The organism is Streptomyces sp. NPDC111656, from assembly GCF_055656965.1.
This window is the reverse complement of sequence record NZ_JBVKCA010000030.1, coordinates 81478-105534: the sequence shown is the minus strand read 5'-3', so window position 1 is coordinate 105534 and position 24057 is coordinate 81478. Positions and strand designations below refer to the sequence as shown.

Here is a 24057-nt window from a genome sequence, read left to right as displayed (position 1 = left end):
CCACCCCCCGGATCATCAACAACAGGAGGGGGAAGTCATGCCGGACCCGAAGGCCGGAGGCCCCATTGCGGAGCCACGAAGACGGTAACGGGGGGGGCGGGCTCCGGTCACCTGGGGGCGGGGCTGTGCGTCCGGCCTCCGTGGGGCTGCGTGTCCGACCCCTGCAGGGTCGAGCGTCTGACCCCTCTGACCTCTGCGGAGCCGAGCTCTGGTCACCTGCGGGGCTGTGCGTCTCACCCCTGCGGGGCTGCGCGTCTGGCCCCTGCGGGGTCGAGTTCTGGTCACCTGCGGGGCTGCGCGTCTGGCCCCTGCGGGGTCGAGCTCTGGTCGCCTGCGGGGCTGCGCGTCCAGCCTCCGAGGAGTTGCGCGCTTGCCCTCCCCCCGCGGGGCTTGCGCGTTCGACCCCCGCGGGGCCGCGCCCTGATCGGGCGGGGACTGTGCGCCGGGCTTGTGGTTGGGGCTGTTCTTCTGCGCCCTCGCTTCTGCCGCCTGCGGGGCCCGCGCTCGGCGTGCTCGCAGGTGGATGGGTCCCTGCTGCTCCTGCGGGGGCATGGCCTCGGGGTACGCGCTGGGTGGCGTACCACCCGGGCGGGGGCCGGGGGGCGGCTCCGTCTGGGGCCGCGGCTTCGCACTCGTGGGGCCGCCGTCCTGCTGGGCTGTGCGGTCTTGTCGAGTGGGGCGGGGGCCCCGGGCCGCCGGGCGGGTGACCGCGTCCGTCCGGACGTCTCCGGCTGTCGGCCGATGGGGGCTGGGCGCGCGGTTCCTCGCGTCCTTGGCGGGGCGCTGTCGGCGGGGCGTGCGGCATCCGGCTCGCCGCCCAGGCCATCCAGAACCGGGGGAACGGGAGAACGAGGGGAACCCGGCGCTTGGGTGGGGGGCATGTATTCGCTAGGGTCCTGGGCCATGGCAAACACCCAGGGCCCCGAGGGCAACTACGACCCCGCGGGTAGCACCCAGATGTTCCGCGCTTTCGTCGACGAGGGCCCCCAGGCCCGGCAGCAGCAGGCGGCCGCCCCGGCGGGCCCCCGCATCGGCCTGATCATCGGCATCGTCGTCGCCGTGGCGGTCGTCGCCGCCGTGGCGTGGCTCGCGCTGGCGTAAGGGCAACAACCCGCCCGCCCCGCCGGTAGGACCGGTGGAGGCGGGTCACTTCCACTGGACGGACACGTCCCGCGTCTCGATGTGCATGCCGAGTGGTACGCGCCAGTCGTCGACGCACACCGTCCAGGTCTTTGTGCTGCCCGCCCCGGCCTCGATCGGCACGGGCAGATCCCGCGTCGAATCGATCGTCGCCCAGTCGATGCCGAGCGCCCCGATGATGTGCGTCCCGAGGGTCACCGTGCCCGAACGCACCGCGCTGCCACCGGTGTTGCGGAAGGAGACCGTCACCTTCTCGCACCAGCGCTTGTCGGTGGCCTCCCGCATGGGCTCGCTCACGTCGAGAACAGCGGGGCCGATGGGACCGGGAGGGCTGGGGGTACCGGGGGGACCGGTACCTGCCGTGGAACCCGGGGTCGGCCGAGCGGAGGGCGCCGACGTCGCGCCCGAACCAGCACCCGTGCGGGGCGAGTTGTCGCCGCCGGTGTCCGTTGCCGTGCCGGGCGAAGCGGAGAGCGGGGACCGCGGGGGCGAACTGCCCTGCCGAGAGGCTCCCTTGACGGCGTCCGCGAGTGGCGTGGACTCGGGCAGCGGGGACAGCGAGACGTCCCCGGTCGGGGCCACCACGGGCCCCGAATCGGCCGGCGCCCCCACCGCCACGTATCCGCCGCCGCTCCCACCGTCCCCGCACGCGGCCAGAACCGCACCCAGGCAGACAACAGCCGTCGAGGCGCCCACCAGGGCGCCTCGACGGCCATGGAGCCAAGTCGCTCGACGCATCGCGCCAGTGTGGCTGACGATCCGTCAATTATGAAGGGTCGAGCGCGGGAGGTCTCAGTCGGAGATCAGGCCCTCGCGGAGCTGGGCCAGGGTGCGGGTGAGAAGGCGGGAGACGTGCATCTGCGAGATGCCGACCTCCTCGCCGATCTGCGACTGGGTCATGTTGGCGAAGAAGCGCAGCATGATGATCCGGCGCTCGCGGGGCGGGAGTTTGGCGAGCAGCGGCTTCAGTGACTCGCGGTACTCGACGCCCTCCAGCGCCGTGTCCTCGTAGCCGAGGCGGTCCGCGAGGGAGCCCTCGCCGCCGTCGTCCTCGGGGGCCGGGGAGTCGAGGGAGGAGGCGGTGTAGGCGTTGCCGACCGCGAGGCCGTCGACGACGTCCTCCTCCGACACGCCCAGGACCGCGGCGAGTTCGGCGACGGTCGGGGACCGGTCGAGCTTCTGGGAGAGCTCGTCGCTGGCCTTGGTGAGGGCCAGGCGCAGCTCCTGAAGGCGCCGCGGGACGCGGACGGACCACGAGGTGTCACGGAAGAACCGCTTGATCTCGCCCACGACCGTCGGCATCGCGAACGTCGGGAACTCCACGCCGCGTTCGCAGTCGAAGCGGTCGATCGCCTTGATCAGGCCGATGGTGCCGACCTGGACGATGTCCTCCATCGGCTCGTTGCGGGAGCGGAAGCGGGCCGCCGCGTACCGCACGAGCGGGAGGTTGAGCTCGATGAGGGTGTCCCGGACGTAGGCACGCTCGGGGCTGTTCTCGTCGAGTGCGGCGAGCCGCAGGAACAGGGAGCGGGACAGGGTGCGGGTGTCGATGGCTCCCGAGGTCTCGGGGGCCGCCGGGACGGCTTCGAGGGCCGGAGCGGCATCGGGGGCCGGGAGGGCCGGGACATCGTGAAGCGCGTCGGGCGCGGATTCGCTCTTCGTGAGCGTGAGCACCTTCGAGCTGCCCTGGTCTGCGGACATGCCACCCCCTTTGGGTCGCGGACGGTCGCGGCGGACGCTCCCGTCGGAGGAACGCAGCCTCCACCTGAATACCGGAGGCGGGGCTGCGCCAAACGCTCTTCCGGCAGAATGTCACATGTCGGCAACACGCTGTAGTGACATGTCGACATGGAGGGGGTGAATCGGCCCTGGAAAAGGGGGGTCTGACGGTTTTTCGACGCTGAACTGTCGGAAAAGGAGACGTTGAGCGATTCGCTCTTGCCGGTTACGCCTCGATCCTGTTTGCGGATCGAAGCCGTGCGAAGCTCCGGGCGAGCAGCCTTGACACGTGCATCTGGGAGACTCCCAGCTCGGCACTGATCTGTGACTGCGTCAGATTGCTGTAGTAGCGAAGGAGAAGGATCCGCTGCTCGCGCTCGGGCAGTTGTACGAGGAGATGGCGGACCAGGTCGCGGTGTTCGACCCCGTCGAGGGCCGGGTCCTCGTAGCCGAGCCGGTCGAGCAGTCCGGGCAGCCCGTCGCCCTCCTGGGCGGCTTCGAGGGAGGTCGCGTGGTACGAGCGTCCGGCCTCGATGCAGGACAGCACCTCCTCCTCGCTGATGCGCAGCCGCTCGGCGATCTCGGCGGTCGAGGGGGAGCGCCCGAAGGCCGTCGTCAGGTCCTCCGTCGCGCTGTTCACCTGCACCCACAGCTCGTGCAGCCGGCGGGGCACGTGGACGGTGCGGACGTTGTCGCGGAAGTACCGCTTGATCTCGCCGACGACGGTCGGCATCGCGAAGGTCGGGAACTGCACGCCCCGGTCGGGGTCGAAGCGGTCGATGGCGTTGATCAGGCCGATGGTGCCGACCTGGACCACGTCCTCCATCGGCTCGTTGCGGGAGCGGAAGCGGGCGGCCGCGTAGCGCACGAGCGGCAGGTTCGCCTCGATGAGCGCCCCGCGTACGCGGTCGTGCTCCGTGGTGCCCGGCTCCAGCGTCTTGAGCTGGCCGAAGAGCAGCTGGGTGAGGGCCCGGGTGTCGGCGCCGCGGCGTCGCTCAGGGGTGACCTGCTCAGGGGTGACGCGTTCGTGGGCGATGTGCTCCGGGGCGAGGGGTTCCGTGGCGGTGCGTTCCGTGGTGACGCGTTCCTGGGCGAGGGGTTCCGTGGCGATGTGTTCCTTGGGGATTTCCTGTGGCGGTGCTTGAGGCGCAGTACTGGCCGGCACGGTCAACTCCACCTCTATGATCCGTCAGATCCATCAACTCATCCGTCAAAAGCGGTCATAGCATCACAAGACATGTGCACTGTGTGCAAGCACCGTATAACCCCGTGTTGAACAGGATTTAGGGAGAGTTGGGGCATAGGAAACAGAAAAGCCCCCCGCCGGTTTCCGGCGAGGGGCTCAGAGCGTGTCGGCTCGGATCGGTTCAGAACGGATAGTCGGCGATCACCCATGTCGCGAACTCGCGCCACAGCGCGACGCCCGTCTGATGCGCGGGATGCTCCAAGTACCGCTTCAGGGCGTCGGTGTCGTCGACCGCGGAGTTGATCGCGAAGTCGTACGCGACGGGCCGGTCGGTGATGTTCCAGCCGCACTCCCAGAACCGCAGCTCGGGGATCCGGTCGCCGAGCGGGCGGAAGGCGGCCACGCCCTCGACGACGCGGGGGTCGTCACGCTCGACGCCTTCGTTGAGCTTGAAGAGGACCAGATGGCGGATCACGGGTACTCCCTGGTGGTACGGGCCGTGCGGGGGCGGCCGGTCAGTTCTTGGCCCCGTCGGCGATCCACGTCATGAAGTCGCCGATGGACCGGGCGGCGGTCGAAATGCCCTCGAACCCTATCTGGACGTAATCGGCCGCCTTCGCCGGATCCGTGATGATCACGTAGAGCGCGAAGACCACGAGTATGTAGACGGCGATCTTCTTCGAATTCACCGCCATCGCGGCCTCCCTGTGACTGCTGCGCCCACTGGGCCCCCTGTGCCGGCGGCGAGTGTAACCTTCACCCCACTTTTTTGGACCAACGGCCCGCTGGCCGAAGTCCTTTGCCGTACGCACGAAGGGCCCCGTCTCGCGACGGGGCCCTTCTCAAGCGGTAGCGGAGGGATTTGAACCCTCGGTGACTTGCGCCACACTCGCTTTCGAGGCGAGCTCCTTCGGCCGCTCGGACACGCTACCGAGGGAGACCCTACCCCAAGGTGGGCCGTGGTCTGAAATCCGTTTCCCGCCGCTCCGTGGAGTCAGCGGTCGCGGAAGAAACGCGTGAGCAGACTCGCGCACTCGTCCTCTAGTACGCCCCCGATCACCTCGGGGCGGTGGTTGAGCCGGCGGTCGCGCACGAGGTCCCAGACGGAACCGACCGCGCCTGCCTTCTCGTCACGGGCACCGTAGACGATCCGGTCCACCCGGGACTGGACGAGCGCGCCCGCGCACATCGTGCAGGGCTCCAGGGTGACGACGAGCGTGCACCCGGTCAGCCGCCACTCGCCGAGCCGCTGGGCGGCCCCGCGGATCGCGAGCACCTCGGCGTGCGCCGTCGGATCGCCCGTGGCCTCGCGTTCGTTGTGTCCGGTCGCGAGCACCGTCGTACCGTCCGTGGACAGCACGACGGCGCCGACGGGAACATCCCCGCCCTGGACGGCCCGGTGGGCCTCGTCCAGGGCGAGCCGCATCGCGGCCCGCCAGCGGTCGCGTACCGGATCTGCTGGAAAGGTCTCTTTTGTCGGGCTCACCCGGGAAATCTATCGGGCTCGCCAGGGAAACCGCCTCCCCCGGAACCGCGGGAGCCGGGCCCTGCCTGCCGGATCGGGTCCTGGGGCCCGTCCGGCGGATCAGGCCCTAGCGGACGGTCTCCAGGACCTCTGCCGCTCCCAGGGCTTCGGCGATCGTGCTGAGCGCGTCGCCTTCGTCCAGGGCGAGCAGTTCCTTCTCGCTCACACCGAGGTCGGCGAGGATCTCGCGGTCCCCGACGGGGCTGTGCGAGACGATCTCGCCGGAGACGCTCTCCTCCTCCTCGTCGTCCTCGGAGTCGTTTGCGTCGTCGGGTTCACCGTCCTCGGTGCCGTCCAGGTCGAGGGAGTCCAGGTCGGCGTCGTCGTCGCCGGGCTCCCGTCCTAGTAGTTCGTCCGTGAGCAGGATCTCGCCGTACGAGCTGCGGGCAGCGGCTGCGGCGTCCGAGACGTAGATGCGAGGGTCCTCCTCACCGTCCACGCGGACGACGCCGAACCACGCGTCCTCCTGCTCGATGAGTACGAGCACCGTGTCCTCCTCCGAGGCTTCACGGGCCAGATCGGTCAGATCCGACAGGGTCTCCACATCGTCGAGCTCTGTGTCGCTCGCTTCCCACCCGTCTTCGGTGCGCGCGAGCAGTGCGGCGAAGTACACCGTGACTCTCCCACTGGTCATAGGCGTGCCGGTTGGGGGTCCCCCCGGCGGAGGTCGATTGGGCGGGGAGTGCTGCTCCGAGACCCCACCCACTCGGAATCGTGGCAGAAACAGAGCGTTCAGGGGACGTCTTCGGCCTGCTGTGTCTGCCTCTTTTGATCGCTAACAGCGGATCGTACGCGGCCCTCGGCGTCGTGTGTGCATGTCTCCGCCCTCACGGCGTGGGCGGGACACCAAGGAGCTACCGAAGGACTACCGAAGGACTACCAAAGGACTACCGACGGAGCCACCGGCGGAGCTACCAACGGAAGGTGCGCATGCGCATGGCGTGACGGAGGCGGGCGACCTTGGCGCGTCGGGGCTGGACGCGGTCGCGCAGCTCGCGCGCCTCGGTCAGGTCCCGGAGGAACTGGGCCCGGCGCCGCCGGCGCTCGGCGTCCGTCTCCGGCTGCCCGATCCGGTCGGGCCGTTCGGGCCGTTCGGATTGTTCGGATTGTGCGACGCGGCGAAGTCGTCCGGCCCGTTCGGCCCCATGGGCCCATTCGGCCCCCTCGGCTCGTCCGAGTCGTTCCAACTGCTCCGGGGACTCCTTTTCCCGGTCCGGCATAGGCCCACCACCCCAGGTACGTCCCTACCGCCTTCCCTCCGACGGGCGGTTTGATGCCAGCGCATGGGACACGGGGGCACGGTTACTGTTATGGGCATGCGTCTCCACGTCGTCGACCACCCCCTGGTCGCCCATAAACTCACCACCCTGCGCGACCGGCGCACCGACTCCGCGACCTTCCGGCGGCTCGCCGACGAGCTGGTCACCCTGCTCGCCTACGAGGCCACCCGGGACGTGCGCACCGAGCAGGTCGACATCGTGACCCCGGTCGCCCCCACAACGGGCGTCAAGCTGTCCTACCCGCGCCCGCTGGTCGTGCCGATCCTGCGTGCGGGCCTCGGCATGCTCGACGGCATGGTGCGGCTGCTGCCGACCGCCGAGGTGGGCTTCCTGGGCATGGTGCGCGACGAGGAGACGCTCCAGGCGTCCACGTACGCGACCCGGATGCCGGACGACCTCTCCGGGCGCCAGGTGTACGTCCTCGACCCGATGCTGGCCACCGGCGGCACGCTCGTCGCGGCGATCCAGGAGCTGATCAAGCGCGGCGCCGACGACGTCACCGCCGTGGTGCTGCTCGCCGCGCCGGAGGGCGTCGAGGTCATGGAGCGCGAGCTCGCGGGCACGCCGGTGACGGTCGTGACCGCGTCGGTCGACGAACGGCTCAACGAGCACGGTTACATCGTGCCGGGGCTGGGCGACGCGGGGGACCGGATGTACGGGGCGGCCGAGTAGGTTCCCGCACCTGCGCGGCACCTGCCACGGTCCCACGGGACCGTCGCGGCCGAACGGGGCCCCTCGGTCGTCCCTCGGGCCCTCAGTGGCCTTGCCGGGGCCATCCAGGGGTTTCAGGGCCTTCGGGGCCCAGTGGTCGGTTCCGAACGATCAGCGGTCCCACGAAGGCTGTCTGCGGTCCCTACGGGGCTGCCGGCAGCCTTCGTCGTTCAGCAGCTCTTCGGAGAGGCGGACGCGGTCGGTTGGGGCCCGGACAAGGTGGCCAGGGCCTTGTCGGCGTCCTCCTTCTTCGCGAGGCTCTTGAAGGCGGTGCCGATGATCAGGTCGACCCGGTCGGCCTGGGCGCGGCCGTCCGTCTTCACCTCGGCGCCGGACAACTGCGTGCCCAGCACCGGCAGCGCGGCCTGTGCGGCTCCCTTGGCGCCCAGCAGTATCCCGGCGCCGTTGACCTTCTTGTCGTACGTGGCCGTCGCGTTGCCCACGTCGCCGATGCGGAACCCGCGCTTCTTCAGCTCGTCCGCCGTCTGCTTGGCGAGCCCGCTGCGCGGCGTGGCGTTGAGGACGTTGACGGTGATCTGCCCGGGCCTGGGCAGCGTCCCGGCGGCGGTGGACGTCGTGGACGTCGTGGTCGCCTTGGCCGACGGGCCGGCCTTGGAGGTGCAGTCGCCCTTCGTACCGGCCGCCGTGGCCTTGTCGCCCTTGCCCGTGAAGACGTCGATGAGCTGCAGGGTTCCCCACCCGACCAGCCCGAGCGCGGTGACGGAGGCGACGACCAGGAACACGAGCCTGCGACGCCCTCGGCGTCGGCGCATCCGTGGGTATTTGTCCCCCGTGATCCGGTACTGGCCGCCCATGCCAGGGGGAGTGAGCATGCTCATGGGCGCAGCGTAGTGTGCCGCGGCGGTGATTCCTACAAAATGATCATCGGTCGAGGTTCAGTCCAACCCAAAAGGGTCAACGAGCGGGGATCTCGGGCCTCGAGGAGGCCCTCGTGTCCCAGGCGCCCGGTCCCGGCCGAGTCCGTCTCGGTCGAGTCGGCCGAGTCAGTCGAGTTCGAGCACACGTGCGTGGAGCACCTGGCGCTGTTGCAGCGCGGCGCGTACGGCGCGGTGCAGGCCGTCCTCGAGGTACAGGTCGCCCTGCCACTTCACTACGTGCGCGAACAGGTCGCCGTAGAACGTGGAGTCCTCGGCGAGGAGGGTTTCCAGGTCCAGCTGGCCCTTGGTCGTCACGAGCTGATCGAGGCGGACCGGGCGCGGCGCGACGTCCGCCCACTGCCGGGTGCTTTCCCGGCCGTGGTCGGGGTACGGCCGTCCGTTTCCGATGCGCTTGAAGATCACACGGAAAGCCTACCGGCCCAGACCTTCCGGGCGCAGCCATGGCGACGTAGTGCGACGCTGGAAAAGACGCCTTAAATCAGTGCAAACCGGGAACAGGGACCTGATATGAGCGACAGCGAAGCACCTCCCGCGGTGGCACCCGAAGGTGTGAGCGGCGCCCGCGGGCTCCCCCAGGAGGCCCTGGAGATCGCCTCCGGTTACGCGTTCGCCGGACCCGCGCTCGACCTGGGCGTCCTGCTCTGGGACGGGCGGTGTCTGCCGGACGCCCGGATCCGCATTCCGCTGCCCGTGCTCAACCGGCACGGGCTGCTCGCCGGAGCCACCGGCACCGGCAAGACCAAGACGCTGCAGTTGATCGCCGAACAGTTGTCCGTGCAGGGCGTGCCGGTGTTCCTCGCCGATATCAAGGGCGATGTCTCCGGGATCTCGGCGCCGGGCGTGTCGAACGACAAGGTGCTGGCGCGTGCCCAGGAGGTCCACCAGGAGTGGACGCCGACCGCCTGCCCGACCGAGTTCTACGCGCTCGGCGGCATGGGCAAGGGCATCCCTGTACGGGCGACGGTCACCAGCTTCGGCCCGGTGCTGCTCTCCAAGGTGCTCCAGCTGAACCAGACCCAGGAGCAGTCGCTCGCCCTGATCTTCCACTACGCCGACCAGAAGGGTCTGGAACTGTTCGACCTCAAGGACCTGCGGGCCGTCGTCACCTTCCTGACCTCGGACGAGGGCAAGCCGGAGCTGAAGGGCATCGGTGGCCTGTCGCCCGCGACGGCGGGCGTGATCCTGCGCTCCCTGACCGCCTTCGAGGCGCAGGGCATGAGCCCGTTCTTCGGGGAGCCGGAGTTCGACACGAGCGAGCTGCTGCGGACGGCGTCGGACGGGCGCGGGACGGTGTCCGTCCTCGAACTCCCCGAGGTCCAGGACAAACCGCAGCTCTTTTCGACCTTCCTGATGTGGATGCTCGCCGATCTCTTCCACGACCTCCCGGAGGTCGGCGACCTCGACAAGCCGAAACTGGTCTTCTTCTTCGACGAGGCGCACCTGCTCTTCACCGGCGCGTCGAGGGCCTTCCTGGAGTCGATCACCCAGACCGTGCGGCTCATTCGTTCGAAGGGGGTCGGCGTCTTCTTCGTGACGCAGACCCCGAAGGACGTGCCGTCCGACGTCCTCGCCCAGCTCGGCAACCGCGTCCAGCACGCGTTGCGCGCCTTCACGCCGGACGACCAGAAGGCGCTGAAGGCCACGGTGAAGACCTTCCCCAACTCCGTGTACGACCTGGAGGAGGTCCTCACCGGCATCGGCACCGGCGAGGCCGTGGTGACCGTGCTGAGTGAGAAGGGCGCGCCGACGCCGGTCGCGGCGACCCGGCTGCGGGCCCCGCAGTCCCTGATGGGCCCCGTCGATCCGGCCGCGCTGGACCGGGCGGTGCAGGCGTCCCCGTTGTACGGGCGGTACGCGCAGGCGGTCGACCGCGAGTCCGCGTACGAGAAGCTCGCGGCGCGGGACGCGGCAGCCGCGCAGGCCGCCGCCCAGGCGGCCGCGGAGGCCGGGCGGGCGCCCGCGAAGGGCGGTGGCCGGGCGAAGGAGGAACCCTCGGTCGTCGAACAGGTCGTCGGCAGCGGGATCTTCAAGTCCCTGGCACGGTCGATGGGCACGCAGATCGGCAGGGAGATCACCCGCTCCCTCTTCGGGACGGCTCGGCGCAGGCGGTAGCCGGTAGCCGGTAGCCGGTGGTTGTCATCTGTCATCTGTCATCTGGCGGCTGTGAGCTGTGAGCTGTGAGCTGTGAGCCGGCAGGCGGTGAGGCGACCGCCCTGTCCACGGGCGGGACGGTCGCCTCACCGTTCCCTGTGCTAGCTGTTTCCGTGCTCCTTGGGCGGGGGCGCCTGCATCTGCGGGGCGTCCGGTGCGGGCCTGGGCTCGGGCTGCGGCTTGGGCGTGTTGCGGACGGCTTCCGCGCGCAGCAGGGCGCGCAGGACCGCGTACGGGTCGGTGGGCATGGCTGTGTCCTTGCGTTCGCTTGGTTCACTGACTGGCTGGTGGGGACGGTCCGGAGGCCGGGCCGGGCCTGTCAGCAGCGCAGGACCACGGAGCGCAGGGCGTGCAGCGTGCGGGAGGGCGACGGCGGTACGTGACGGGGGTGGGGCGCCGGCTCCGGGCAGTCGGGAGCGGTCGGCGCGGGGCGCAGCGGGGCGAGGGGGCGGTGGTCCTGCCGGGCGGGCGGGCGAAGGGCCGTGTCGAGTACGTCGTGTTCGGCGCCGCAGCCCGCTTCGGCGGAGGCCACGTCGGCGGTCGGGGCGAGGGCGTCGACGTGGGCGCCCGCCGCGAGGATCGTGACGACGAGGAGCGTCAGAACCCGCATCCACGCGTGCCGGTGCGGCGGACGCGGCCGACGGTGCGGAGAGGAGCTCATAGAGGTCGTGTCCCCATCCGGAGTGGGTGGTTCATCGGGTCGGCGGCCAGATCCGTCCTCATGGGCTACGGGGGAGGCGCGGAGTTGACGTACGGCGTGGACGCGTCGTGCGGTGGGGCGTGCGGTCAGACGACGGCCGGGATGTGCTTGGCGCGGCCGCGGATCACGAACGCCGTGACGATTTCCGTGACGCCGACCGCGATGAGCCAGCAGCCGCCGACGAGGGTGAGGACGGCGACCGAGGTGAACGGGGACACGATGAGGACGATCCCCGCGAGGAAACTGACGATCCCGAGGAAGATCTGCCAGCCGCGGGCCGGCACGGTCGGGTCGGACGCGGCGGCCAGGGTCTGGGTGATGCCGCGGAACAGCCAGCCGATGCCGATCCACAGGGCGAGCAGGAGGATCGACTGCATCGGGCCGCGGAAGCAGAACAGGCCGAGCAGGATCGAGAGGGCGCCGCTGATGAAGGCCATGACGCGCAGCGAGGTCGCGGCGTGGGTGCCGAACGCGGCGACGAGCTGGAGTACGCCGCTGAAGAGCAGGTAGAGGCCGAAGAGCACGCCTGCGGCCAGCAGGGAGGCGCCCGGCCAGACCAGCACCAGCACGCCCAGGACGAAGGCCGCGATGCCGGCGAGCAGGACGGCTTGCCAGGCGCTGCGGGCGATGAAGTGCAGGGGGCCTTCGGGGGTGACGCGTGGTTCACGGTCGTGGACGTGGCGGTCGTCGTACTGCGGGCCTTGGTGGGAGGCGTTCGGTACCTGGCTCATGTTTCATGCTTTGGCCGCGTGGGGCCGCTCTGCCACCGCGGTGACCCATCCGACGGACCCGCGCCCCCGCCCGACGGGCACGGGGAACTGCGCGACCGGCCTCCGCCATCCCGCAGCCGACAAACTCACCCCGGCGTCGGGAAGTGGCGGGCTACTTGCCGGAGGCCTTCGCCTGGGCCTTCATTTCCTGCTTGTGGGCGCGGACCTTCGCCAGGGACTCCGGGCCGGTGATGTCGGCGACGGAGCGGAAGGAGTCCGGCTCGCCGTACGCCCCCGCCGCCTCGCGCCAGCCCTTGGGCCGGACACCGAACTGCTTGCCGAGCAGAGCCAGGAAGATCTGGGCCTTCTGGGCGCCGAACCCGGGCAGTTCCTTGAGCCGCCGCAGCAACTCCTCGCCGCTCTTGACGCCCTCCCAGACCTTGGCCGCGTCCCCGTCGTAGTGCTCCACGAGGTACTGGCACAGCTGCTGGATCCGCTTGGCCATGGACCCGGGATAGCGATGCACGGCCGGCTTCGCGGTGAGCAGCGCGGCGAACTTCTCCGGGTCGTACGCGGCGATCTCGTGCGCGTCCAACTCGTCCGCACCCATGCGCGAGGCGATCGTGCGCGGCCCCTTGAACGCCCACTCCATCGGCACCTGCTGGTCCAGCAGCATCCCGGTCAGGGCGGCGAGGGGGCTGCGGCTGAGCAGCGCGTCCGCTTCGGGATCCTGGGCGATGTGAAGGCTGACGTCCATGCCTCGATGATCCCGCGTGAGGGTGCGGAACGCCTCTCAGGCCTCCGTGCGCCAGTAGCCCATCGCGTTCACCCGTTGCCTCGGGACGGCGAGTTCCTTGCGGACGTACGTCGTGAGGGCGCGGGTCGTGGTGGTGTCGCAGGCGATCCAGACGTAGGGGGCGGACTGGTCCTTGAGGAGGTCAGGGAGGGACTCCTTGACCCGGGTGACGAGAGGGGCGCCCCGGCGCGGGACCGGGCGCAGGTCGTGGAGTGAGGGGCGGGTGCGCAGCGGGAGCCCTTCCGTGCCGTGGTCCGTCTCGAACCAGATCGTCGCCGGGGCCGTACCCACCGCGTCCAGGAGGGAGTTGAGGGCGGGGAGGGAGGCCGAGTCGGCGACGGCGAAGACGTGGGACGGGGCCGGGTCCGGCTCGGTGAACGCGGTGCCGTGGACCGTGGCCTCGATGGTGTCCCCGGGCTTCGCCGCCCGTGCCCAGTCGCTCGCGCGTCCCTCGTGCAGCGCGAACTCCAGCCCGAAGGTGCCGTTCGCGGGGTCGGGGTCGACCAGGGTGTACGCCCGCTGGTGCGGCTTGCCCGCGTTGTCGAACCACAGCCGGACCCACATGGTCGGGTGCACCCCGGTCGCCGCGAGCATGCCGCCGTCGGTCAGGCGCAGGCGCCGGTAGCGCGGGGTGATGTCTTCGGCTCCGGTCACCGTGAACTCGAAGTCCTTGCCGCGCAGCAACTTGAGTACCGCGCCTTCCCAACCATGCCCCTGGGCCATTCGCCCTCCACCCCTCACGTACGATTTCGCACAATGGAAGTTAGGTTAGCCTAACCTGATAAAAGTGGGGATGGATTGTGACCGCCGAGCTCTACCGTGACCCTTGGGGGATCCCCCACCTGCGCGCCACCGACGCCCGCGCCCTCGCCCGTGCCCAGGGCCGTGTCACCGCCCTCGACCGTGCCTGGCAACTGGAGGTCGAACGGCACCGCGCGCAGGGCACCTCCGCCGCGTTCCTCGGCGCCGAGGCCGTCGGCTGGGACCGGTTCGCACGCCGGGCCCGGCTCGACGACACCGCGAGACGTTGCTTCGCGGCGCTGGAGAGACGGGATCCGGAGACCGCCGACTGGGTCGTGGCGTACGTCGACGGGGTCAACGAGGGGCTGGCCGAAGGCGCCCGGCGCACACCGGAGTTCGCGGCGACCGGGCTCGCCCCGGGACGCTGGGAGCCCTGGACCCCGCTCGGCGTCTGGCTCGGCGCGCACATCCTCTTCGCCGGTTTCCCCGCCAAGCTGTGGAGGGAGGAGGTCGTCCGCCGGATCGGACCGGAGGCCGTGGACCTCTTCGCCGCCGACGGTCCCGGCACCTCCGGCAGCAACGGCTGGCTCGTCACGGGCGAGCGGACCGCCACCGGGCAGCCGGTCATCGCGGGCGACCCGCACCGCTTCATCGAGGACCCCGGCGTCTACCAGCAGATCCACCTCTCCTGCCCCGAGTTCGACGTCGTCGGCCTCGCCGTCCCCGGCGTCCCGGGCATCGCCCACTTCGCCCACACCGGCACGGTCGCCTGGGCCATCACCAACGCGATGGCCGACTACCAGGACCTGTACCGGGAACGACTGCGACGCGTCGGGTCCCAGGGACCGGAAGGACCGGAGCGATCGGAAGGACCCGAGGGATCGCGAGGATGGGAGGCGCTCGACCCCGACGGCGAGTGGCGGGCCGTCGCCCGGCACGTCGAGACGGTCGAGGTGGCGGGCGGTGAACCCGTCGAGGTCGAGGTCGTCGAGACCCCGCGCGGACCGGTCGTCATCGGGGGAGCGGAGCAGACCGAGGGCGTCGAAGCCATCAGCCTCCGCTATCCGCCCCGCGTCACCGAAGACCTCGGCTTCAGCGCGCTCCTCTCGCTCCTCCGGGCCCGCGAAGTCGCCGACGTCGACCGGGCGTTCGACCACTGGGCCGAGCCCGTGAACGTCGTCCAGGCCGCCGACACCGCGGGCGGCGTACTGCACCGGGTCGCCGGCCGGGTCCCGCTCCGCGACGCGGACAACCGCACCCGGGTCGTCGCCGCCTGGGAGCCCGGGCACGAATGGCGGGGCTGGCACGAGATGCCGTACGGGACGCTCGAGGACGGCGTCGCCGTGATGGCGAACCAGCGCGGCCCCGCCGGCCCGCTCGGTGTCGAGTTCGCCCCGTTCCACCGGGCCGCCCGGATCCGGCAGCTCCTCGACGAACGGCCGAAATGGTCGGCCCAGGACATGGCGGACATCCACATGGACACCCATCTCGCCTCCGCCGCGCCCTTGATGGACCACCTCGCCGCGCTCGAGGAACTCAGCATCGAGGCGACCGCCCTGCGCGACTGGCTGCTCGGCTGGGACCGCCGGATGACGGCCGACAGCATGGCGGCGGCCGCCTACTCCGCGGTGCGCGGCGCGGTCGTACGGCGGCTCGCCGCGCACCCCGCCTTCGCCGCGCTGGCCGACCCTCCCGCGTACCCCGAGGTCTTCCGCCCCTGGCTCGCCCTCCTCCCCCGTGTCGGCTTCGCCCTCGAACACCTGCTGAAGGCCGAGGAGTTGTACGGCATCGATCGCGCCGCCCTCGTCCGCGAGGCAGTCGAGGAGGCGGCCGCGCAACCGCTCGGCGTCTGGGGCGACACCCACCGGCTCGCGCCCTGGCGCGCGCTCCCGACCACCTCGCAGGACGAACCGGGTCTCTCCGGAGACCACGACTGCGTGCTGTGCACCTCGGCAGTCCCCGGCCTGACCGACCTGAGCGCGCGCGGCCCTGCGGCCCGTTACGTCTGGGACCTCGCCGACCGCGACCAGAGCCTCTGGGTGGTCCCCTTCGGCGCCTCGGGCGTCCCGGGCTCGGCCCACCACCGCGACCAACTCCCCTTGTGGCTCAAGGGAGAACTGGCCCCGGTCAGCACCGACTGGAGCCGACTGACACCGGAGCAGGAGACAGAGAACGGTGAGGACACCATGAGCAGTGGGCCGTACGCCGCCGACCGCGAGGCCGTGCACGAGGAGAAGCTCGACGGCTACGGGACCGTGCGCGTCCTGCGCGTCGACCCGCACGCCGACCTGGACGTCATCCACCGCTGGGTGAGCGAGGAGCGTGCCGTGTTCTGGGGCATGAACGGGCTCACGAAGCAGCAGGTGCTCGAGACGTACGTCCATCTGGACTCCCTCGACACCCACCACGCCTTCCTCGCGGTCAAGGACGGCGAGCCCGCCGCGCTCTTCCAGACGTACGAGCCCGAGGCCGACCGGGTCAGCGAGTGCTACGCCGTCGAACCCGGTGACATCGGCGTCCACCTGCTGATCGGCCCCGCGGGGTCCGGAGGCGGCCGGCCGGGCTGGTCGTCCGCGCTGCTGAACGCGTTCACCATGTACGTGCTGGTCGGCCTCGACCGGCAGCGGGTCGTGGTCGAACCCGACGCGCGCAACGAGAAGGCGATCGCGCGTCTGGTCCGGCAGGGCTTCGTACCCGGCCCGGAGATCGTGCTTCCCGAAATCGACCTTCCCGGGGTCTACTTGCCCGAGAAGCGGGCCCGGCTGGCCTTTCTGACGAGGGAGACGGCCCTCCCAGGGGCTTTCCCGGCGAGTTCCTCGCCGGGTTCCCCAGTGGGCTGATCGGTGGGTTCCTCGCCGGGGGAGTGAGCACGGCGCCGGATTCGTCCGTACGTATCCGTGACTCTGGAAGCGCGGACCGGGCGGACCGGAACGCGGAGACCGCAGGGACGACGGAGACGACGGAGACGGCGTGTGAGCGGACGTGGAGCCGGACAGCGGGAGCGACGGCGGATCGCCCAGGGGCTGGCGCTGCTGGGCACGGTGCTGGTCCTGGTGCTGTTCGGCGGAGTCGGCGGCGCGTCCGCCCACGCCGCGCTGACCGGCAGCGATCCCCAGGACGGCAGCGTGCTGAAGACGGCGCCCACCGAGGTGACGCTGTCCTTCAGCGAGTCCATCGGGCTCCTCGACGACTCCTTCCGCGTGCTCGACCCGGACAACCGACGCGTGCACACCGGCGAGCCGGGGCACGCCGGCGACCGTTCCGACACCGCCCGTGTGACCCTGCCGAAGGGTCTGGGCACCGGCACGTTCACGGTGGCCTGGCGGGTCGTCTCGGCCGACAGCCACCCGATCTCCGGCGCCTTCACGTTCTCCATCGGCAAACCCTCCGCGACCCCACCGCCGGTGCCCGTCGACCCCGCCGGGGGCACCGTCGCGAGCACGCTCTACGACGCCGCCCGCTACCTGGCGTACGGCGGTCTGGCCCTCCTCATCGGCGCGGCCACCTTCGTCCTGGTCTGCGGTTTCCCGGACGCGGTACGGCGACTGCTGTTCACCGGCTGGTGGGTCCTGCTGCTGTCCACGGCCGCGCTGCTGCTCCTGCGCGGACCGTACGAGCGCGGCAGCTCCCCGACGGACGCCTTCGACCCGTCCGTCCTCAACGAGACCCTGACCAGCAGGCCGGGGCTGGCCCTGCTGGCGCGGCTGGTGCTGCTCGGGGCGACGGTGTTCTATCCGGTACGCGAGCAGGTGCGGGGGCGGCTCGTCCTCGCGCTCGGCGGGCTGCTCACCGTCTCCCTCGCCGTCACCTGGGCCGTCGCCGAGCACGCGTCCGCCGGGATCCAGGTCCCGGTGGCGATGGTCTCCTCCGTACTGCACCTGCTGTCGATGGCGGTCTGGATGGGCGGCCTCGCGGCCCTGCTCACCACGCTGTACCGGTCGGCCGAGCCGATCCCCGCGGCCGTCGTCAACCGTTTCTCCCGCCTCGCCCTCACCTCGGTCACCGTCCTGGTCGTCACCGGCGTCTACCAGTCCTGGCGCGGCCTCGGCTCCTGGGACGCGCTGACCTCCACCTCGTACGGCCGGCTCCTCCTCGCCAAGCTGGTGGCGGTGCTGGTGCTGCTGGCGGGGGCGGGGGCCTCGCGGCGCTGGACCGGGCGGCTGATGCTCGCGGCGGACGAAGCACGGACAGCGGCGGCGGTGCCGGTGGAGGAGCGGGTGCCGCAGACGGTGGGGGCCTCGTCCGCCCCCATCGATGTACGGGTCGGGAGGGCGGACGGCCCCTCGGACGGCGGTGCATCGGACGGCGGTGCATCGGACGGCGGTGCATCGGACGACGGCGCGCCGGATCCGGATCACGAGCCCTCGGAGAAGGCCTCCGACAAGAGCTCGGGCAAGATCTCCGACGAGGCCTCCGACGAGGCCGACCGGTACCGGCGGGCGTTGCGCCGTTCGGTGCTGGTCGAGGTCGTCGTCGGCATCGTCGTGCTGGTGATCACCACCCTGCTCACCGGTACCCAGCCGGGCCGCGCGGCCACCGAGGCCGCGGCGGCCTCCGCCACCGCGGCCGCCGGGGAGACCACGGCCTCGACGACGACGATCCCGTTCGCCGTCGGCACGGAGGGCGGACACGGCAAGGTGCAGATCCAACTGACACCGAGCCGGGTGGGCGAGAACTCCGTGCAGGCCGTGATCTACGGCTCCGACGGCGGCTTCGCCACCGTGCCCGAACTGCGCCTCACCTTCACTCTGGAATCCCAGCAGATCGGCCCGATAGACGCCGAGCTGACGGACAAGGGCGGCTACTGGACCGCGGACGGCGTCACCCTGCCGGTGGCCGGCACCTGGACCATGAAGGCCACCGTCCGCACCACCGACATCGACCAGGTCACGGTGTCGAAGACCGTGAAGATCGGCTGACGGGACCACCGCGTCGGCTCACGGGGTCTGCTTCATGCCGTCGACGACGGCCCGGGTGATGATGGCGTTGGTGAAGGTCACCGTGCCGGGCTTGATCAGAGCGTCCTCGCCGGTGCTCGCGGTCACCTTGACCGAGCGGTCACCCAGGAAGACATGGGTCTTCTTGTCGAAGATCCACTCTTCGCGTTCGCCGCTGGTCTCGTCCAGCCGGGCCACCGCGATCCCGTGCCGGCCCACCGCGTCCACCGCGTCGTTCACCACGACGACTCCGGGGATCTTCGCGGCGGCCTTGAACAGGGCCGAGTACATCTCCGCCGGCGGGTAGCTCTCGACGAGCAGGTCGCCGATGGTGGTGAACGCCTGCTGGTCGGGGGTGTTGCCCTGGCCCTTGGTCTCCTTGTAGATCTTGGCCAGGATCTTGTCGGGGTCGGTGGTCAGCTTGGCCAGGTAGTCGTACGTGGGGTGGTTCAGGCTGCCGACCGGGGTGTTGCCCTGTTCGTCGGGCAGGCTCAGGGTCTCGCCCTCGGAGCTGTCGTTGACGGCCGGGTCGATCAGCCAGCCCTTGGTGCCGTCGGAGGACATCCAGACCTGGCGGCGGTGCAGCGCGTGGCTGGCGAGGCTGCTCTTGTCGCCGACGGTCCTCACGAACGAGTCGGCCGTCTTGGACTCTATGTAGACGTACTGGCCGGGCTTGACGGCCGGGTGGCCTCCCCCGGTCTCGGCCGCCGCCAGTGAGATCTGGCCCAGCAACTGGGGGACGCCCTTGGTGGTCGCGGCACCGATGTGGGTGGTGAGGGCGGGTCCGGTGGCGACGCCGCCGTCCCTGACCCCGCCGCCGTCGTTCATCGCCACTCCGGCGACGACCGTACCGGCCAGGGCGGCGGCCAGCGCGGGCAGCGTGATCGCCGGACGCGGCAGCCGCAGCCGCCGGGTCCGCGCCGGGGCCACCGCCTCCGCGGCCGCCGTGCGCTCTTCCTGCTGGATCTGGTGAATCTGGGCCATCAGGCGCTCCTTGTGGAACTGGTGACGGCCCGCCGGGAGGTCGCGCGCCGTGCGGAACAGGAGCTGCTGGGCGCTCTCGTCCTGCTCGGCCGGACTCTGCCGGGGCGTGTTCGCGTTCATCGGTTTCCTTCCTGTGCGGGCCGGATCACTTGGGTGCGATCGCCTGTTATCTGTCGGGCGCGGAGGCTGCCTTCCCGTCTTCCGCGAACTTTTTTCAGCGGCGGTTCGGGTTCTTGGCGCGCCGGTCCGGGGTCGGTGAGGGTGCGCAGCTTCTTGCGGGCGCGGGAGAGCCGGGAGGCGACCGTGCCCACCGGAATCCCCAGCGCCTCGGCCGCGGCCTCGTAGTCCAGGCCCTCCCCCAGGCAGAGCGCGATGACCTCGCGCTCCGGGGGACGCAGCGTCGCGAGGGCGGTGAGGGCGGTCGCGAGGCGGCGCCGGTCGTCGACCCGCCCTGCCACGTCCTCGGCGTGGTCGGGCACCGACAGCTCGGCCGCGGCGGCGGCCTGGGCCGCCTGCCGGTAACGCCGGTTGCTGCGGTACTGGTTGCGCGCGGTGTTGGTGGCGATGCCCAGCAGCCAGGGCCGCAGCGAGCCGCCCTCGGGGTCGACCCGGTCGCGCAGCCGCCATGCCTCCAGGAAGGTCGCGGCCATCACGTCCTCGGCCGTCGACCAGTCGGCGGTCAGCCGGAAGGCATGGTTGTAGACCGCGCGCGCATAACTGTCGAAGAGCTCCGCGAAGGCGCTCGATTCCCCGGCCCGTACCCGGGTACGCATATCAATGCTCACCCCTATGAGCTGTCCGGCACCCGACACCGACTTCCCGTGACCTGCGTCACACCCCTCCGTGTGCGGTGGAGGCCGGCGCGGCAGGGCGCGGAGCTCCGTGAAACACCTGCCGGGTATGCCAGTCCCGGTGGTGCGCGGCGACGGGCGCGGTGCCCGGCTGGGGACCGGTCAGCGGACGGCCCGCCAGCGCGATGACATGGTCGCGGGCCGCCGGGCTCCGTCCGACGAAGCGCTGCGACACCAGGATGCGGTGCCCGTCCCCGATACCGAGGACGCCCTTGTCGAACAGCTTGTGGTGCAGCGAGCACAGGCACAGACCGTTGTCGATGTCGTCCGGCCCGTCGAACGCCCACCAGCGCACATGCGCGGCCTCCAGCCCGACCGGCACCGCCCCGATCCGACCGTCGTATCCGCAGAACGCGCACTGGTACTCGTACGCCGTCAGGACCAGCTCCCGCATCCGCCCGTCGCGTCGGCGCCGGTCCCGCGGCCCCGCGTCCGACAGGGGCACCGACCCCTCCGGCTCCCACTCCCACTCCAGGCCCACGGCCTCGCACAGTTCGTCGTGGAGCGAGGGCGGGAAGTGCAGGTCGAGCAGGATCCGGGCCATCCGGCCGAGGAGCGAGGGATCGCGCCGCAGCGTCGCCCGCAGCTCCGGTGCCAGCCGTCCCGCCGCGCCCGTCGACCGCAGTTCCCGCACCCCGCTGCCGGGGCTGCCGGGCCCACGATCGGTCCGCACCTCCCACACCCCGTCGCCGACCAGATGGTGGAAGGGGTACGCCGGTGTCGTCCGGTTGGCCGGACCGTACTCGGCCAGCAGCCGCTTCAGATCGTCCTCGACCACGCTGTAGCGCAACTCGCCGTCGGCGTCCCGCTGGAACCGGCCGAGGGCGTAGAGGAGGAGCAGGGGCTTGTGCGGGGCGCGGACCCCGTTGCCGGTCCACTGCCTCAGCTTCGCCGCGCGCTCCAGCCAGTCCTCCATGACGGGTGATCGTACGGGTGCGGCCGGGTGATCGGACCGGTGGCTTGATGGGAAGGGCGGACGGGGTGCGGGGGAAGGGGCGGACGGGGTGCGGGGGAACTCCGGTGGCCGACAACTCGTTGCGCCCGTCGAGTCGTTGAGTCCGAGGACATCCACCCCCACTTCGCATGGAGGCCCGGAACCATGACAGCCCAGCCCCACCACCGGCTCCACTCCCCCGACCGCCCTTCCCGGCGTGCGCTTCTCGGCGGTGCAGCCGTGGCCGCGCTCGCGGTGGCGACCGGGGCAGGCCAGGCGAGCGCCACCTCCACCTCCGCCTCCTCCATATCCGCCGCCACCTGGCCGACCGAGTTCCCGCTCCCCGACGGGTTCCTCCCCGAGGGCATCACCATCGGCGCCGAGCCGTATGCCTACATGGGCTCGCGGGCCAACGGCGCCGTCTACCGCACCGACCTGCGCACCGGCGAGGGCAAGGTCATCCACGAGGGCGGCACCGGCCTGGTGTCGGTCGGCATGAAGCTGGACCGCGACGGCCTGCTCTATACGGCCGGAAGCACCGGGGTCGCCCGGGTCCTCGATGTCCGCACCGGCGAGCTCGTGACCACACACCGACTGACCGACCCGACCGGCCACTTCATCAACGACGTGATCCTGCTCGGCGAGCGCGCCTGGTTCACCGACTCGCGCGACGCCGTCCTCCACGGCATACCGCGCGGCCGACGCGCGGGCGGGATCCGCGCCCTGCCGCTCGTCGGCGACTGGGTCCAGACGCCCGACGTGAACAACGCCAACGGCATCGTCGCCACCCCCGACGGCCGCGGCCTGATCGTCGTCAGCAGCTCCCCCGGCCGCCTCTACAACGTGGACCTCAAGACCGGGTACGCCACCGAGATCGCGCTGATCGGAGCGGACGACGTCGTCAACGGCGACGGTCTCGTCCGTATCGGGCGCACGCTGTACGTCGTACAGAACCGTCTGAACCGCATCAGCGTGTTCGATCTCGGCGCCGGGGCCACCACCGCCACCCTGCGCCGCACACTCACCGACCCCCGCTTCGACGTCCCCACCACCGCCGCCCGCTGGCGCGACCGCCTCTACCTGGTCAACGCCCGCTTCACCAGTCCCCAGACGCCGGACACGACGTTCGACGCGGTCGCGGTGACCCTCTGACTCTCCGGGGCGGCGGGGCCCAGGGCCAGGCCAGGGTCCGGGCCTAGGCCCAGGCCAGGGCCCGCTGCGGCCGGCGTGCCGGGCTGTTCACCCGTACCGGTTCCGTGGCCCTGGTCCGTCCGCCGGCGAAGACGTAGAGGCGCAGGAGGAGGAAGCGTCCGATGCCGGCGAGGCCGGAGGCGCTGAGGTAGACGATCTGTTCGGTGAGCATGCTCGGGGAGGTCTGGAGGGTGTGCAGGACGAGGACGGCGACGGAGGTGACGGCGTAGGCGGCCGCGGCTGATCCCGCGGACTGCCAGTGCCGGCGCCATCCGGCGTGCTTCCCGCTGCCGAAGGTGAAGCGCGCGTGCAGCTCGGTGCAGAGGAGGGTCGACGCGACGGTGATGACCGCGTTGGCCACCGCCCAGGGCATCAGTCCGGCGACGAGGGGGACGGCGAAGCTGGAGAGGACGCCGATGCCGCCGCCGCAGAGGACGAACCGGGCGAAGGAGGCGAGCGGACCGGGGGCGGCGGGGGCCGTCGGTATCCGGCGGGCGTCGTGGTCGTCGGTCCCGGTCGGCTCCGCACTCCGCACCGCGGACTCCGTCTCCGTGCCCGCTTCCGTGCCCGTCTTCGTGCCCGTCTCCGTGCCCGTCTTCGTGCCCGTCTCCGTCTCCGGCTTCGACGAGAGCAGCGCGTTCATGGGGCTTTCCTTCCGGACGGCGGAGCTGTGAACCTCTGGGACCAGCTGGGTTCAACGATGCCGTCGTCCGTGCGCCGAAACGATGAGGTGCACTCCCGGACCGGGGGTGTAGCCAGCTGCACTCCCGCCCCGGGGGAGAGCGGGATGTTCAGAAGGGGGAAGCGTCCGGGTGGGTGGGTGAACGATCGGCGCCCTTCAGCAAGTTGACGACGCGCTCGTGGACATCGCCGACCCGGTCCACCACACGCACCCGCACGTACACGCTCTCCAGCTCGCGCATGGCCTTCTCGGTGAACCAGCCCAGAAACAGCTGTCCCTGCCCCTGCCCGGGGATGGGGTAGCCCCGTCCGACAAGGTTCAGCTGAAAGTCCTGGCGCTCCGCCAGCGCACGGCTCACGATCGCCGCTGACGCCTCCGGCTGGCTCATCCACTCCGAGGAGTCGACGGCGCCGGCGGCGCGTCCCGCGGAGGTGTACTCGATCCAGTAGCTGGTGTCCGCGGTGATCGCCACCTCCTGCCCGCCGTTGAGGAGCTTGCACATCCAGGCCAGCCGCTCGTTCGGGGCCGTGTTCGCGACGACGCGGCCCCCGTATCCGATGGCGGGCCGCACCGTCCGCGCGTACTGGGCCCGGGCCAGCGCGGCTCCTCCCGTACCGAGCACCGCCGTGACGGCGCTCTGTATGTCCAGCAGCTTGAGCTTCCAGGGCCAGTCACGGGTCAGCCGTGCCGACAGGTTCTCCCTGAACAGGCTGTAGCCGAGCAGCAGGACCGCCGCACCCACCAGCACGACCAGCAGCCGTGAGAACAGCCCACTCCGGTGGATCACACGCTGCGCCGACTCCATACCCGCCCACCCCACCCCGCTCGCCCGTCACTCCGACGAGACTGTATGCGCAGGGAGTTGACGGGGTGACAGGGCATCGGCTCCCGCCAGGAGGAAGTCGGCACAGCGCTCAGCG

26 protein-coding genes and 1 tRNA gene are annotated in these 24057 nt (G+C 71.0%); 6 read left to right on the top strand and 21 right to left on the bottom strand.

Going from position 1 to position 24057, the window contains the following annotated elements; translation table 11 throughout:
• Window positions 1-903: 903 nt before the first annotated feature.
• Window positions 904-1101, top strand: a complete 198-nt coding sequence (locus ACZ7M3_RS47175) for a hypothetical protein (RefSeq protein WP_054235117.1) — start codon at window positions 904-906, stop codon at window positions 1099-1101.
• 45 nt (window positions 1102-1146) lie between these two features.
• On the opposite strand, the gene ACZ7M3_RS47170 is transcribed toward ACZ7M3_RS47175, so the two are convergent.
• From ACZ7M3_RS47170 to ACZ7M3_RS47130, 9 genes are all read right to left on the bottom strand, one after another.
• Complete coding sequence (locus ACZ7M3_RS47170; RefSeq protein ID WP_472072160.1) at window positions 1147-1437, bottom strand: hypothetical protein; 291 nt, start codon at window positions 1435-1437, stop codon at window positions 1147-1149.
• A 495-nt stretch (window positions 1438-1932) separates the two neighbouring features.
• Window positions 1933-2841 (bottom strand): RNA polymerase sigma factor SigF, encoded by a 909-nt coding sequence (locus ACZ7M3_RS47165; protein WP_472072158.1) that lies wholly within the window; start codon window positions 2839-2841, stop codon window positions 1933-1935.
• A 244-nt stretch (window positions 2842-3085) separates the two neighbouring features.
• Window positions 3086-3895, bottom strand: a complete 810-nt coding sequence (locus tag ACZ7M3_RS47160) for an RNA polymerase sigma factor SigF (protein WP_388400404.1) — start codon at window positions 3893-3895, stop codon at window positions 3086-3088.
• Window positions 3896-4226: 331 nt separating this feature from the next.
• Window positions 4227-4520: a Dabb family protein gene (locus tag ACZ7M3_RS47155; RefSeq protein ID WP_472072156.1), complete on the bottom strand. Its 294-nt coding sequence runs from the start codon at window positions 4518-4520 to the stop codon at window positions 4227-4229.
• 40 nt (window positions 4521-4560) lie between these two features.
• Window positions 4561-4740, bottom strand: coding sequence for a hypothetical protein (locus ACZ7M3_RS47150; protein WP_067377012.1), 180 nt, complete (start codon window positions 4738-4740; stop codon window positions 4561-4563).
• Window positions 4741-4892: 152 nt separating this feature from the next.
• Window positions 4893-4977 (bottom strand) — tRNA-Ser (locus tag ACZ7M3_RS47145).
• Window positions 4978-5039: 62 nt separating this feature from the next.
• Window positions 5040-5471 (bottom strand): tRNA adenosine(34) deaminase TadA, encoded by a 432-nt coding sequence (tadA, locus tag ACZ7M3_RS47140; RefSeq protein WP_355309099.1) that lies wholly within the window; start codon window positions 5469-5471, stop codon window positions 5040-5042.
• Between the two features lie 166 nt (window positions 5472-5637).
• On the bottom strand, window positions 5638-6183 hold the full coding sequence (locus tag ACZ7M3_RS47135) for a tRNA adenosine deaminase-associated protein (RefSeq protein WP_054235064.1): 546 nt from the start codon (window positions 6181-6183) through the stop codon (window positions 5638-5640).
• Window positions 6184-6481: 298 nt separating this feature from the next.
• Window positions 6482-6790 (bottom strand): hypothetical protein, encoded by a 309-nt coding sequence (locus tag ACZ7M3_RS47130; RefSeq protein WP_472072173.1) that lies wholly within the window; start codon window positions 6788-6790, stop codon window positions 6482-6484.
• A 96-nt stretch (window positions 6791-6886) separates the two neighbouring features.
• On the opposite strand from ACZ7M3_RS47130, the gene upp reads away from it, so the two are divergent.
• Window positions 6887-7522, top strand: coding sequence for a uracil phosphoribosyltransferase (gene upp, locus ACZ7M3_RS47125; RefSeq protein ID WP_054235115.1), 636 nt, complete (start codon window positions 6887-6889; stop codon window positions 7520-7522).
• 209 nt (window positions 7523-7731) lie between these two features.
• Here upp and ACZ7M3_RS47120 read toward each other — a convergent pair whose 3' ends face one another.
• Both ACZ7M3_RS47120 and ACZ7M3_RS47115 read right to left on the bottom strand, forming a co-directional pair.
• Window positions 7732-8376, bottom strand: coding sequence for a LytR C-terminal domain-containing protein (locus ACZ7M3_RS47120; protein ID WP_472072170.1), 645 nt, complete (start codon window positions 8374-8376; stop codon window positions 7732-7734).
• Between the two features lie 189 nt (window positions 8377-8565).
• Window positions 8566-8862 carry a type II toxin-antitoxin system VapB family antitoxin gene (locus ACZ7M3_RS47115; protein WP_003999914.1) on the bottom strand — a complete coding sequence of 99 codons (297 nt, stop codon included), beginning with the start codon at window positions 8860-8862 and terminating at the stop codon, window positions 8566-8568.
• Window positions 8863-8967: 105 nt separating this feature from the next.
• Between ACZ7M3_RS47115 and ACZ7M3_RS47110 the strand changes: the two genes are divergently transcribed.
• Window positions 8968-10572 carry a helicase HerA-like domain-containing protein gene (locus ACZ7M3_RS47110; RefSeq protein WP_472072153.1) on the top strand — a complete coding sequence of 535 codons (1605 nt, stop codon included), beginning with the start codon at window positions 8968-8970 and terminating at the stop codon, window positions 10570-10572.
• Between the two features lie 140 nt (window positions 10573-10712).
• On the opposite strand, the gene ACZ7M3_RS47105 is transcribed toward ACZ7M3_RS47110, so the two are convergent.
• From ACZ7M3_RS47105 to ACZ7M3_RS47085, 5 genes are all read right to left on the bottom strand, one after another.
• Window positions 10713-10859 carry a hypothetical protein gene (locus ACZ7M3_RS47105; RefSeq protein ID WP_179436518.1) on the bottom strand — a complete coding sequence of 49 codons (147 nt, stop codon included), beginning with the start codon at window positions 10857-10859 and terminating at the stop codon, window positions 10713-10715.
• Window positions 10860-10930: 71 nt separating this feature from the next.
• Window positions 10931-11221 carry a hypothetical protein gene (locus ACZ7M3_RS47100; RefSeq protein ID WP_355309053.1) on the bottom strand — a complete coding sequence of 97 codons (291 nt, stop codon included), beginning with the start codon at window positions 11219-11221 and terminating at the stop codon, window positions 10931-10933.
• Between the two features lie 176 nt (window positions 11222-11397).
• Complete coding sequence (locus ACZ7M3_RS47095) at window positions 11398-12042, bottom strand: HdeD family acid-resistance protein (protein ID WP_351531196.1); 645 nt, start codon at window positions 12040-12042, stop codon at window positions 11398-11400.
• A gap of 151 nt (window positions 12043-12193) precedes the next feature.
• Window positions 12194-12778: an HhH-GPD-type base excision DNA repair protein gene (locus ACZ7M3_RS47090; RefSeq protein WP_097225427.1), complete on the bottom strand. Its 585-nt coding sequence runs from the start codon at window positions 12776-12778 to the stop codon at window positions 12194-12196.
• A gap of 36 nt (window positions 12779-12814) precedes the next feature.
• A complete protein-coding gene (locus ACZ7M3_RS47085) occupies window positions 12815-13540 on the bottom strand; it encodes a siderophore-interacting protein (RefSeq protein ID WP_472072150.1) in 726 nt (241 codons plus the stop codon).
• A gap of 77 nt (window positions 13541-13617) precedes the next feature.
• Between ACZ7M3_RS47085 and ACZ7M3_RS47080 the strand changes: the two genes are divergently transcribed.
• Window positions 13618-16398, top strand: coding sequence for a GNAT family N-acetyltransferase (locus ACZ7M3_RS47080; protein WP_472072148.1), 2781 nt, complete (start codon window positions 13618-13620; stop codon window positions 16396-16398).
• A gap of 132 nt (window positions 16399-16530) precedes the next feature.
• The gene (locus ACZ7M3_RS47075; RefSeq protein WP_472072146.1) at window positions 16531-18477 is read left to right on the top strand and encodes a copper resistance CopC/CopD family protein; all 1947 of its coding nucleotides are present in this window, start codon (window positions 16531-16533) and stop codon (window positions 18475-18477) included.
• A gap of 18 nt (window positions 18478-18495) precedes the next feature.
• Here the strand turns inward: ACZ7M3_RS47075 and ACZ7M3_RS47070 are convergent, their stop codons facing one another.
• The 3 genes from ACZ7M3_RS47070 to ACZ7M3_RS47060 are packed head-to-tail and all read right to left on the bottom strand — an operon-like array spanning window position 18496 to window position 21246.
• Window positions 18496-19599, bottom strand: a complete 1104-nt coding sequence (locus ACZ7M3_RS47070) for a CU044_5270 family protein (protein ID WP_472072144.1) — start codon at window positions 19597-19599, stop codon at window positions 18496-18498.
• Complete coding sequence (locus tag ACZ7M3_RS47065) at window positions 19596-20252, bottom strand: RNA polymerase sigma factor (protein ID WP_261688622.1); 657 nt, start codon at window positions 20250-20252, stop codon at window positions 19596-19598. The genes ACZ7M3_RS47070 and ACZ7M3_RS47065 overlap by 4 nt, the downstream gene beginning before the upstream one ends.
• A gap of 58 nt (window positions 20253-20310) precedes the next feature.
• On the bottom strand, window positions 20311-21246 hold the full coding sequence (locus ACZ7M3_RS47060; protein ID WP_472072142.1) for a phosphorothioated DNA-binding restriction endonuclease: 936 nt from the start codon (window positions 21244-21246) through the stop codon (window positions 20311-20313).
• Between the two features lie 183 nt (window positions 21247-21429).
• On the opposite strand from ACZ7M3_RS47060, the gene ACZ7M3_RS47055 reads away from it, so the two are divergent.
• Window positions 21430-22416 carry an SMP-30/gluconolactonase/LRE family protein gene (locus ACZ7M3_RS47055; RefSeq protein WP_472072140.1) on the top strand — a complete coding sequence of 329 codons (987 nt, stop codon included), beginning with the start codon at window positions 21430-21432 and terminating at the stop codon, window positions 22414-22416.
• A 43-nt stretch (window positions 22417-22459) separates the two neighbouring features.
• On the opposite strand, the gene ACZ7M3_RS47050 is transcribed toward ACZ7M3_RS47055, so the two are convergent.
• Window positions 22460-22942, bottom strand: a complete 483-nt coding sequence (locus tag ACZ7M3_RS47050) for a GtrA family protein (RefSeq protein ID WP_472072168.1) — start codon at window positions 22940-22942, stop codon at window positions 22460-22462.
• A 304-nt stretch (window positions 22943-23246) separates the two neighbouring features.
• Window positions 23247-23924 carry a hypothetical protein gene (locus tag ACZ7M3_RS47045; RefSeq protein ID WP_472072138.1) on the bottom strand — a complete coding sequence of 226 codons (678 nt, stop codon included), beginning with the start codon at window positions 23922-23924 and terminating at the stop codon, window positions 23247-23249.
• Between the last annotated feature and the right edge of the window lie 133 nt (window positions 23925-24057).

Bases quoted from the DNA above. Each gene is read 5' to 3' on its own strand.
- ACZ7M3_RS47175 (WP_054235117.1), top strand. From the start codon at position 904: ATGGCAAACACCCAGGGCCCCGAGGGCAACTACGACCCCGCGGGTAGC.
- ACZ7M3_RS47165 (WP_472072158.1), bottom strand. From the start codon at position 2,841: ATGTCCGCAGACCAGGGCAGCTCGAAGGTGCTCACGCTCACGAAGAGC.
- ACZ7M3_RS47150 (WP_067377012.1), bottom strand. From the start codon at position 4,740: ATGGCGGTGAATTCGAAGAAGATCGCCGTCTACATACTCGTGGTCTTC.
- tadA (WP_355309099.1), bottom strand. From the start codon at position 5,471: ATGCGGCTCGCCCTGGACGAGGCCCACCGGGCCGTCCAGGGCGGGGAT.
- ACZ7M3_RS47130 (WP_472072173.1), bottom strand. From the start codon at position 6,790: ATGCCGGACCGGGAAAAGGAGTCCCCGGAGCAGTTGGAACGACTCGGA.
- upp (WP_054235115.1), top strand. From the start codon at position 6,887: ATGCGTCTCCACGTCGTCGACCACCCCCTGGTCGCCCATAAACTCACC.
- ACZ7M3_RS47120 (WP_472072170.1), bottom strand. From the start codon at position 8,376: ATGGGCGGCCAGTACCGGATCACGGGGGACAAATACCCACGGATGCGC.
- ACZ7M3_RS47110 (WP_472072153.1), top strand. From the start codon at position 8,968: ATGAGCGACAGCGAAGCACCTCCCGCGGTGGCACCCGAAGGTGTGAGC.
- ACZ7M3_RS47105 (WP_179436518.1), bottom strand. From the start codon at position 10,859: ATGCCCACCGACCCGTACGCGGTCCTGCGCGCCCTGCTGCGCGCGGAA.
- ACZ7M3_RS47100 (WP_355309053.1), bottom strand. From the start codon at position 11,221: ATGCGGGTTCTGACGCTCCTCGTCGTCACGATCCTCGCGGCGGGCGCC.
- ACZ7M3_RS47095 (WP_351531196.1), bottom strand. From the start codon at position 12,042: ATGAGCCAGGTACCGAACGCCTCCCACCAAGGCCCGCAGTACGACGAC.
- ACZ7M3_RS47090 (WP_097225427.1), bottom strand. From the start codon at position 12,778: ATGGACGTCAGCCTTCACATCGCCCAGGATCCCGAAGCGGACGCGCTG.
- ACZ7M3_RS47085 (WP_472072150.1), bottom strand. From the start codon at position 13,540: ATGGCCCAGGGGCATGGTTGGGAAGGCGCGGTACTCAAGTTGCTGCGC.
- ACZ7M3_RS47070 (WP_472072144.1), bottom strand. From the start codon at position 19,599: ATGAACGCGAACACGCCCCGGCAGAGTCCGGCCGAGCAGGACGAGAGC.
- ACZ7M3_RS47065 (WP_261688622.1), bottom strand. From the start codon at position 20,252: ATGCGTACCCGGGTACGGGCCGGGGAATCGAGCGCCTTCGCGGAGCTC.
- ACZ7M3_RS47060 (WP_472072142.1), bottom strand. From the start codon at position 21,246: ATGGAGGACTGGCTGGAGCGCGCGGCGAAGCTGAGGCAGTGGACCGGC.
- ACZ7M3_RS47055 (WP_472072140.1), top strand. From the start codon at position 21,430: ATGACAGCCCAGCCCCACCACCGGCTCCACTCCCCCGACCGCCCTTCC.